Genomic DNA, 8159 nt, shown 5'->3' on the forward strand with positions numbered 1-8159 from the left:
TGACGCGGGCCATGTTGCGGCGCACGCCCTTCAGCGGCGCCACCAGCGCCGGCGGCGGCGCCAAGCGGAGTAACAGAGATCAGCGGCTTGCCGACGTCGAGCGTCTGCCCAGGCTCGCCGTGCAGCACGGCAACGGTGCCGGCGTACGGTGAGGGGACTTCGACCATGGACTTGGCGGTCTCCACCTCGGCGATCGGCTGGTCGACCCGGATCTCATCGCCCACGGCGACGAGCCAGTTGACCAGTTCGGCCTCGGTCAGGCCTTCGCCGAGGTCCGGGAGGCGGAATACTTTCGGTTCGCTCATGGTCAGTCTTCCCACTGGAGGTCGTCGACGGCGTCGAGGATGCGGTCCACGCCGGGGAGGTAGTAGTGCTCAAGTTTCGGGGCCGGATACGGCACGTCGAAGCCGGTGACGCGGCGGATCGGGGCGGCGAGGTGGTGGAAGCAGCGTTCCTGGACCCGGGCAACGATTTCCGAGGCCACCGACGCGAAGCCGTGGGCCTCGGCGATCACGACGGCGCGGCCGGTCTTGCGGACCGAGGCGCAGACCGTCTCGTCGTCGAACGGCACGATCGAGCGGACGTCGATCACCTCAAGTGAGCGTCCTTCCTCGGCGGCGGCCGCCGCGGCCGCAAGGGCCGTGGGGACGGACGGCCCGTACGCGATCAGGGTGGCGTCGGTGCCGGGCCGGGCGACGGCGGCGCGGCCTTCGGAGGAGGTGCCGCTTTCGAAGTTCGCGGCATGCTCGGCGCGGAGCGCGTCCAGGTCCACCTGGTCCTTGGACCAGTAGAGTTTTTTGGGTTCCATGAACATCACCGGGTCATCCGAGTCGATGGCCTCGCGGAGCATGCGGTAGCCGTCGGCCACGGTGGCCGGGGTGAAGACCTTAAGGCCCGCGGTGTGGGCGTAGTAGGCCTCGGAGGAGTCGCAGTGGTGCTCCACTCCCCCGATGCCGCCGGCGTACGGGACGCGGATGACGATGGGCAGCTTCACGGTGCCTTTGGTCCGGTTGTGCATCTTGGCGACGTGGCTGACGATCTGTTCGAATGCCGGGTAGGCGAAGGCGTCGAACTGCATCTCGATGACCGGGCGCATGCCGTTCATGGCCATACCCACGGCCATGCCCACAATGCCGGACTCGGCCAGCGGGGTGTCGAAGCAGCGGCTGGTTCCGAAGGCCTGGGTCAGCCCGTCGGTGATCCGGAAGACCCCGCCGAGCATGCCGACGTCCTCGCCGAAGACCAGCACCGACTCATCGGCGTGCATGGCGTCGGCCAGTGCGGTGTTGAGTGCCTTGGCCAGCGTGACGGACTGCGGGCCGGTCTTCTCGGCCGCAACTGCGGCCTGGGCAGCCGCTCGGGCCGTGGCAGCGCTGACGTTGCCGTTCGCCTCGGAGGAGGTGGTGATGGTGGGGCTCATTTCGCGGCCTCTTCCCGGGAGAGCTCGTCGGCGAGCATGTCGGACTGTTCCTTCAACTGTGGCGTCGGGGAGGAGAAGACGTACTGGAAGAGGTCCTGCGGGTCGACCGGGACGTCCTCGCCCAGGCCCTCGCGCAGCTGAGTGGCCACGGTTTCCGCCTTTTCGGCGATCCGGGCGGCGCCGTCGTCGTCGAGCAGGCCGCGTTCCGTCAGGTAGGTCTTCACCCTGCTCAGCGGATCCTTGGCCACCCATTCGGCGACTTCGCTGTCCTGACGGTAGCGGGTGGCGTCGTCGGCGTTGGTGTGGGCCTGCATCCGGTAGGTGTGGGCTTCCACCAGGAGCGGGCCGGAGCCCTCCCGTGCCAGCTTCACAGCCCGACCGAGGACGGCGAGCAGCGCGACGATGTCGTTGCCGTCGACGCGCTCACCGGCCATGCCGTAGCCGACGGCTTTGTGTGCGAGCGACGGCGCGACCGACTGGTGCGCGAGCGGCACGGAGATGGCGTATTGGTTGTTCTGGACGAAGAAGACCACGGGGAGGTGGAACACGGCGGCGAAGTTGAGCGCCTCGTGGAAGTCGCCTTCGCTGGTCGCACCATCGCCGCACATGGCCAGGACCACGGTGTCCTCGCCGCGCAGTTTGGCCGCATGCGCGACGCCGACGGCGTGGAGCAGCTGGGTGGTCAGCGGCGTGCACTGGATGCCGACTTTGTGCTTGGCCGGGTCGTACCCGCCGTGCCAGTCGCCGCGGAACAGCGTCATGGTCTGGACCGGATCCACGCCGCGGGCCATCACGGCCACCGAATCACGGTAGGTGGGGAACATCCAGTCGCCGTCGGACAAGCAGAGCGCTGCTGCGACCTGGCAGGCCTCCTGGCCGTGGCTGGACGGGTAGACGGCCATCCGGCCCTGCCGCACCAGGGCGGAGTTCTGGTCGTTGACGCGGCGCCCGATGACGAGCTGCTCGTAGGCGGCCATCAGTTCGGCGTCGTCCGGGAGGTTGTACTCGTGGCCGGGCTGGGCGCCCTGCTCGGTATGCGGGTTCAGGGCGCCGTCCGGGCCGACGATCTGGATGGGGTGCCGGGCCGGCAGCATGTAGTCCTCGACTGTGATGCCGAACTTGCGCACGGCGTCTCCGGCGGGGTTTCCGGCGGGGGCGGTGTTTTCCGCCGCCGCGGGCTGCTGCGCAGTGTGGTCTGCGGAGATCGTCATTGGTCCGTCCTTCATTAGCCACTATTCGCTCCCAGTATGGGCCCGGACGTTGTTTCGTATCCAGCCCCGCCCGCAATCATGGAGAAGCCACGGATATTGCCCTAATCTGGAAGACGAAATGTAAACGTGAGCTGGATTACCGGCGGGGGTTGTAGACAAATGGCAGAGGACGAAGCCGGACAGGCGGTGCCGCTGGACGACGTGGACCGGAATATCATCGCGGAGTTGACCCGGGACGGGCGCATGTCGGTGACCCAGGTGGCCGAGAACGTGCACATTTCCCGCGCGCATGCCTACACCCGGATTGCCCGGCTGACCGGCGAGGGGGTCCTGACCAAGTTCACGGCGCTTGTGGATCCGATCAAAGCCGGGTTGAAGTCGTCCGCCTACGTCACGCTCAAGGTGCGCCAGCAGTCCTGGCGGGAACTGCGGGAGCTGCTCCGCGCGATTCCCGAGGTGCACCACATCGCCCTGGTCGGCGGGGACTTTGACGTCATTCTGCTGGTCCGTGCGGTGGACAATATTGACCTGCGCCGGGTGATCTTCGACCAGTTGCAGTCGATGCCGGGCGTCCTGGACACCCAGACGTTCCTGGTCTTCGAAGACGTGGATACGCGCTAGCAGGACCGGCCAGGTGACGAACAACCTCAGCCTGACCTCGAGTGCGTTACCCCTTGAAAACCGGGCTGCGCTTTTCCTGGAAGGCCAGGAACCCCTCTGCGTAGTCCTCGCTCTTGCAGAGTCGGGCCTGCTCGGCGTTTTCCTGCTCCATGGACTCCCAGAGGCCAAGCCGCTGGTCGCGGATGTGGGCCACCAGCTCCTTGCTGGCGTTGAACGCGCCGGTGGCGCCGGTGGCAACCTTGGCGACGATGCCGCGCGTCATCGCGAGTAGGTCCTCCGCGGGCATGGCCCGGCTGAACAGCCCCTGCGCCACGGCCTCCGTGCCGCTCATCAGCTCGGCCGTGTAAATCAGGTCGAGGGTGCGGTGCATTCCGAGCCGTTCGGTGAAGTACCAGTGGCCGCCGGAATCCAGGGTGGCGCCCAGCTTGGCGAAGGGCGAACCGAACTTGGCCGTGTCCGCGACGTACACCACGTCCGTGGCCAGCAACAGCCCCAGCCCCACGCCCAGGCAGGCACCTTGCGCCGCTGCGAAGGTGGGCGCCGGGAAGGCGCTCATCTTCTGCAGCAGCGGCTGGACCAGGCCGCCCAGGTAGGCCTGGGCATCGTCGCTCTCCGGGGTCACCCCGGCGATGTCCCGGCCCGCGCAGAAGGCCCGGCCCTCGCCGCGGAGCAGCAGCGCCCGCACCTCGCCGCGCGAGGCGGCGACGGCGGCGTCGTCGTACGCCCGGGACAGATCCCGGAGGGCCTGCTCGTCCAGCGAGTTCAGCTTCTGCGGTGCGTCCAGGACGATCTCGGCGACGCCGTCGGCGATGGTCAGGGAAATCATGCGGCTCCTAGGGTTGGTGCGGGCGGGCGTCGAAAAGCTTAGACGTCGAAGTCGACGGTGACTTCGGGCGTGGTCGGATGGGACTGGCAGGTCAGCACATAGCCCTTGTCCAGTTCGTCCTGCTCCAGCGCGTAGTTCTCGTCCATGGTGACCGAACCGGCGACCACCTTGGCGCGGCAGGTGCCGCAGACGCCGCCGGCGCACGCGAAGGGCACGTCCGGGCGGACCCGCAGCGCCGCGTTGAGGATCGATTCGCGGGCGTGGGTCGGGCTGGCGACCTCGCCCTGCAGCCCGTCGAGCTTGAAGGTGATCTTGTAGGTCTCCTTCGACTCGTCCGCGACCACGGGCCGGCCGATGTTGCCCTCGGGACGGTCAGGCTTGCCGGAGGTGAACAGTTCGAAGCGGATGTGTTCCGGCTTGACGCCGCGCGCCGCGAGGGTGTCCCGGCACAGCTGGACCAGTTCGAACGGCCCGCACAGGAACCACTCGTCGACGTCGTCGCTGTGGATCGCGGTGCCCAGCAGCGCCTGCAGCTTCTCGGCGTCGATCCGGCCGCTCAGCAGCGGTGCGATCCGCTGCTCGCGGGAGAGCACGTGGTGCAGAGCGAGCCGGGACGGGTACTTGTCCTTGAGGTCGGCGAGTTCTTCGAGGAACATCACGTCCATCGCGGCCTTGTTCGCGTAGACCAGGTCGAAGCGGGTCTCGGGGTGGGCCGCGAGCAGCGTCCGGGCGATCGCGATCACCGGGGTGATGCCGGATCCGGCCGCGATGGCGACGAAGTTGCCGGCCGTGCCCGCCAGGGCTTCCGGGTCGTTCATGGACGTCATCACGTTCTGCTCGACGTCCTGGCCGTCCCGCCCGTGCTTGGACACGAACGCACCCATCGGGCTCATCACGTCCAGCACATCGCCGGCCTTGAGCTCGGCGTTGGCCCAGGTGGAGAAGAGGCCGCCCAGGTCCTTCTTGATGGCTACGCGGATTTCGCTGCTGCCATCGGCGAAGCTGCGGGGTTCGGCGCAAATGGAGTAGCTGCGCCGGATTTCCTTCGGCTCGCCGTTCTCGTCCGGCAGGGTGGTGCGCAGGGCGACGTACTGTCCCGGCAGGTAGTCGAACTGACCCGCCAGCGCGGTCGGAACGCCGAAGGTGACCTCGATGGCGTCGTCGGTGAGGCGGCGGACCTCGTCCACCGCCAAGGGGTGGAAGGACGCACGACGGCGGCCGGTCGCGGTGGCCGCCTCGGCGGCGGTCTGGCGGACAACAGTCATGGGAGCACCTGTTCCTTACAAAACTTTGAAATAGTCGAACGGTTCCTTGCAGTCCTGGCAGACGTAGAGCGCCTTGCAGGAGGTGGAGCCGAAGCGGGTGAGTTCCTTGGTGTTCAGCGAGGAACACTGCGGGCATTTGACGGCGAGGGACAGCCGGACCGGACCGGAATGGCCGCCGGCCGCGGACCTGCCCGACGGCGGCGCAATCCCGTACTCCTGCAGCTTGGCCTTGCCGGCCTCGCTCATCCAGTCCGTGGTCCAGGCCGGGGAGAGGACCAGTTCGACGTCGACGCGTGGGTAGCCTTCACGGGCGAACGCCGTCGTCAGGTCGTCGCGGATGGCGTCCATGGCCGGGCAGCCCGAGTAGGTCGGCGTGATGGTGATCTGCACGGCGGGAACCATGCCGCCGTCGTCGGCACCCGGTTCCTTGGTGACCCTGACTTCGCGCAGGATTCCGAGGTCCTCGATGGTGAGGACCGGAATCTCCGGGTCGCAGACCGTGGCGGCGAGTTCCCAGGCCTTCTGTTCCGCAGTCCTCTGCTCCCCGGCCGCCGTGGCGGTGGGGTGGCTGACATACATCTCCGGCATGGTTACCAGCTCGCGCCGGGGAATTCGCGGGCCAGGACCTGCATCTCGGCGAGGAGGTAGCCCAAGTGCTCGGAGTGGAGTCCGCGGCGGCCGCCTCCCGGGGCGGCCCGGACCTGCGGAACGTCCAGTTCCGCCTCGGCCAGGACCTCGCCGGTGAGCCGGTCGAAGTCGGCCCGCAGGCTGGACGGCTCGACGGCGGCGCCAGCTTCCGTGAGGCGGCCGGTGAGCTCGTCGTCGCGGAACAGTTCGTCGACGTAGGGCCAAATGACCTTGAAGCCATGGATCATTTTCTCGCGGGACTCGTCCGTGCCGAGCGCCAGGCGCAGCACCCACTGGGCGCTGTGGTCGCGGTGGTAGTCCACTTCCTTGACGGCCTTGGCGGCGATGCCGGCCAGGGTGGCGTCGGTGGACTCGGCCAGCCGGCGGTACAGCTCGAACTGGTAGTAGCTCACGACAAACYGGCGGGCGATGGTGACCGCGAAATCGCCGTTGGGCTGTTCGAAGATCTGGACGGAGCGGAACTCCGGTTCGCGGCGGAAGTAGGCCAGCTCGTCTTCGGTCCTGCCGTCAACGCCGCCGGCGTAGCTCAGGAAGGAGCGGGCGTGGCCCAGCTGGTCCAGCGCGATGTTGCCCAGCGCGATGTCCTCTTCGAGCTCCGGTGCGCGGGAAATCCAGTGGCCCAGGCGCTGCGCCAGGATCAGGGCGTCATCGCCCAGGCGCAGGGCGAACTCGGCGACGTCCGCGCTCGGCTTGGCGGTGCCGCGGCTGACGGCCAGGGCGATGTCCTCCGGGCGGAGCGCGTTGCCGGGGGTGATGCGGGTGGCGCTGGCCGTGGCTTCGCCGCTGTTGCCGGCCCCGGCGACGCCGACGGAGATGTCCCCGTGGCCGCCGTCGTGGGTGCTTGTATCGGTTTCGGGGGTGCTCACAGGTGCTTCACGCCCTCGCTCTTGGTGTAATAGGTCGCGTGCCGGTAGTCCTTGCCCTGCGGCGATTCAAAGAACGCGCCCTTGGAATCCGGGTCGGACGAGGCGATCGCGTCCGCGGGGACCACCCAGATGGAGACGCCTTCGTTGCGGCGGGTGTAAAGGTCACGGGCGTTGCGCAGGGCCATGGCGGCATCCGGAGCGTGCAGGGACCCGGCGTGAACGTGGGAAAGGCCGCGGCTGGAGCGGACGAAGACTTCCCAGATGGGCCAGACGTTACCTGCGTGCGGTTCGGGGGTGGTCATGCTGCAACTTCCTTGTCTGCTTGCTTCTTGGCCTGCTTTTCGGCGTAGGCCGCTGCGGCCTCACGTACCCAGGCGCCGTTCTGGTGGGCTTCGCGGCGGCGCTCCAGGCGCTGCGCGTTGCAGGGGCCGCGGCCGGCCAGGACCTCGTGGAACTCATCCCAGTCGAGCGGACCGTGCTCCCACTTCTTCGTTTCCTCGTTGAAGCGGATGTCCTTGTCCGGCAGGGTGAGTTCCAGGACCTTGACCTGTTCCATCATCATGCCGACGAAGCGGTTGCGGAGCTCGTCGTTGCTGAAGCGCTTGATGTTCCAGGCCATGGACTGCTTGGAGTTGGGTGAGTCGTCATCCGGCGGGCCGAACATCATCAGGGCCGGGGCGTACCAGCGGTTCACGGCGTCCTGGGCCATCTGCTTCTGCTCCGGCGTGCCGTGCGAGAGTTCCAGCAGGATTTCGAAGCCCTGGCGCTGGTGGAAGGATTCTTCCTTGCAGACGCGGACCATGGCACGGCCGTACGGGCCGAACGAGGCGCGGCAGAGCGGMACCTGGTTGGCGATCGCGGCGCCGTCGACCATCCAGCCGATGGCGCCCATGTCCGCCCAGGTCCGGGCCGGGTAGTTGAAGATGGAGGAGTACTTGGCCTTGCCGTCCATCAGGTCCTGCATCATGGCATCGCGCGGCTGGCCGAGGGTCTCGGCGGCGGAGTAAAGGTAGAGCCCGTGCCCGGCCTCGTCCTGGACCTTGGCCATCAGGATGGCTTTGCGCTTCAGACTCGGCGCGCGGGAAATCCAGTTGGCCTCCGGCTGCATGCCGATGATCTCCGAGTGCGCGTGCTGTGAGACCTGGYGCAGCAGGGTCTTGCGGTAGGCCGGGGGCATCCAGTCACGGGGCTCGATCCGGGAATCCTCCGCCATGACCTTGTCGAAGTAGGCCTGTCCCTCGGCGTCACGGCGGGCCGCGTCCTCGGGGCTCATTTCGTGCCTGTTCTCGTGCCGGGCCGGCG

The 8159-nt window shown here is 67.9% G+C and carries 10 protein-coding genes; 1 reads left to right on the plus strand and 9 read right to left on the minus strand.

What is annotated here, in order from left to right; genetic code table 11:
- From AB4Y86_RS06900 to pdhA, 3 genes are all read right to left on the minus strand, one after another.
- Window positions 1–305: biotin/lipoyl-containing protein (locus tag AB4Y86_RS06900; RefSeq protein ID WP_441401299.1), on the minus strand; the 305-nt coding region annotated here is incomplete at its 3' end.
- Between the two features lie 2 nt (window positions 306–307).
- Window positions 308–1420 carry an alpha-ketoacid dehydrogenase subunit beta gene (locus tag AB4Y86_RS06905; protein ID WP_441401301.1) on the minus strand — a complete coding sequence of 371 codons (1113 nt, stop codon included), beginning with the start codon at window positions 1418–1420 and terminating at the stop codon, window positions 308–310.
- The gene (gene pdhA, locus AB4Y86_RS06910) at window positions 1417–2631 is read right to left on the minus strand and encodes a pyruvate dehydrogenase (acetyl-transferring) E1 component subunit alpha (RefSeq protein ID WP_441401303.1); all 1215 of its coding nucleotides are present in this window, start codon (window positions 2629–2631) and stop codon (window positions 1417–1419) included. The genes AB4Y86_RS06905 and pdhA overlap by 4 nt, the downstream gene beginning before the upstream one ends.
- A gap of 159 nt (window positions 2632–2790) precedes the next feature.
- Here pdhA and AB4Y86_RS06915 point away from each other — a divergent pair, with 159 nt between their 5' ends.
- Window positions 2791–3252, plus strand: coding sequence for an Lrp/AsnC family transcriptional regulator (locus tag AB4Y86_RS06915; RefSeq protein WP_441401305.1), 462 nt, complete (start codon window positions 2791–2793; stop codon window positions 3250–3252).
- A 46-nt stretch (window positions 3253–3298) separates the two neighbouring features.
- Here AB4Y86_RS06915 and AB4Y86_RS06920 read toward each other — a convergent pair whose 3' ends face one another.
- From AB4Y86_RS06920 to paaA, 6 genes are read right to left on the minus strand one after another with little or no spacing between them, the layout of a single operon-like run.
- Entirely contained in the window at window positions 3299–4078 is a 780-nt protein-coding gene (locus tag AB4Y86_RS06920; protein WP_441401307.1) for an enoyl-CoA hydratase/isomerase family protein, read from the minus strand.
- Window positions 4079–4116: 38 nt separating this feature from the next.
- The gene (gene paaE / locus AB4Y86_RS06925) at window positions 4117–5343 is read right to left on the minus strand and encodes a 1,2-phenylacetyl-CoA epoxidase subunit PaaE (RefSeq protein WP_441401308.1); all 1227 of its coding nucleotides are present in this window, start codon (window positions 5341–5343) and stop codon (window positions 4117–4119) included.
- 15 nt (window positions 5344–5358) lie between these two features.
- Entirely contained in the window at window positions 5359–5931 is a 573-nt protein-coding gene (paaD, locus tag AB4Y86_RS06930; RefSeq protein ID WP_441401310.1) for a 1,2-phenylacetyl-CoA epoxidase subunit PaaD, read from the minus strand.
- Window positions 5932–5933: 2 nt separating this feature from the next.
- Window positions 5934–6857, minus strand: coding sequence for a 1,2-phenylacetyl-CoA epoxidase subunit PaaC (gene paaC / locus AB4Y86_RS06935; RefSeq protein ID WP_441401312.1), 924 nt, complete (start codon window positions 6855–6857; stop codon window positions 5934–5936).
- The gene (gene paaB / locus AB4Y86_RS06940; protein WP_136321706.1) at window positions 6854–7159 is read right to left on the minus strand and encodes a 1,2-phenylacetyl-CoA epoxidase subunit PaaB; all 306 of its coding nucleotides are present in this window, start codon (window positions 7157–7159) and stop codon (window positions 6854–6856) included. The genes paaC and paaB overlap by 4 nt, the downstream gene beginning before the upstream one ends.
- Window positions 7156–8130, minus strand: a complete 975-nt coding sequence (gene paaA / locus AB4Y86_RS06945) for a 1,2-phenylacetyl-CoA epoxidase subunit PaaA (protein ID WP_441401315.1) — start codon at window positions 8128–8130, stop codon at window positions 7156–7158. The genes paaB and paaA overlap by 4 nt, the downstream gene beginning before the upstream one ends.
- Between the last annotated feature and the right edge of the window lie 29 nt (window positions 8131–8159).

Source organism: Arthrobacter sp. 2YAF22_2, from assembly GCF_052114645.1.
Lineage (GTDB): Bacteria > Actinomycetota > Actinomycetes > Actinomycetales > Micrococcaceae > Arthrobacter.

Coding starts and splice junctions, on each gene's coding strand:
- AB4Y86_RS06905 (WP_441401301.1), bottom strand. CDS start 1,420: ATGAGCCCCACCATCACCACCTCCTCCGAGGCGAACGGCAACGTCAGC.
- AB4Y86_RS06920 (WP_441401307.1), bottom strand. CDS start 4,078: ATGATTTCCCTGACCATCGCCGACGGCGTCGCCGAGATCGTCCTGGAC.
- paaD (WP_441401310.1), bottom strand. CDS start 5,931: ATGCCGGAGATGTATGTCAGCCACCCCACCGCCACGGCGGCCGGGGAG.
- pdhA (WP_441401303.1), bottom strand. CDS start 2,631: ATGACGATCTCCGCAGACCACACTGCGCAGCAGCCCGCGGCGGCGGAA.
- AB4Y86_RS06915 (WP_441401305.1), top strand. CDS start 2,791: ATGGCAGAGGACGAAGCCGGACAGGCGGTGCCGCTGGACGACGTGGAC.
- paaE (WP_441401308.1), bottom strand. CDS start 5,343: ATGACTGTTGTCCGCCAGACCGCCGCCGAGGCGGCCACCGCGACCGGC.
- paaB (WP_136321706.1), bottom strand. CDS start 7,159: ATGACCACCCCCGAACCGCACGCAGGTAACGTCTGGCCCATCTGGGAA.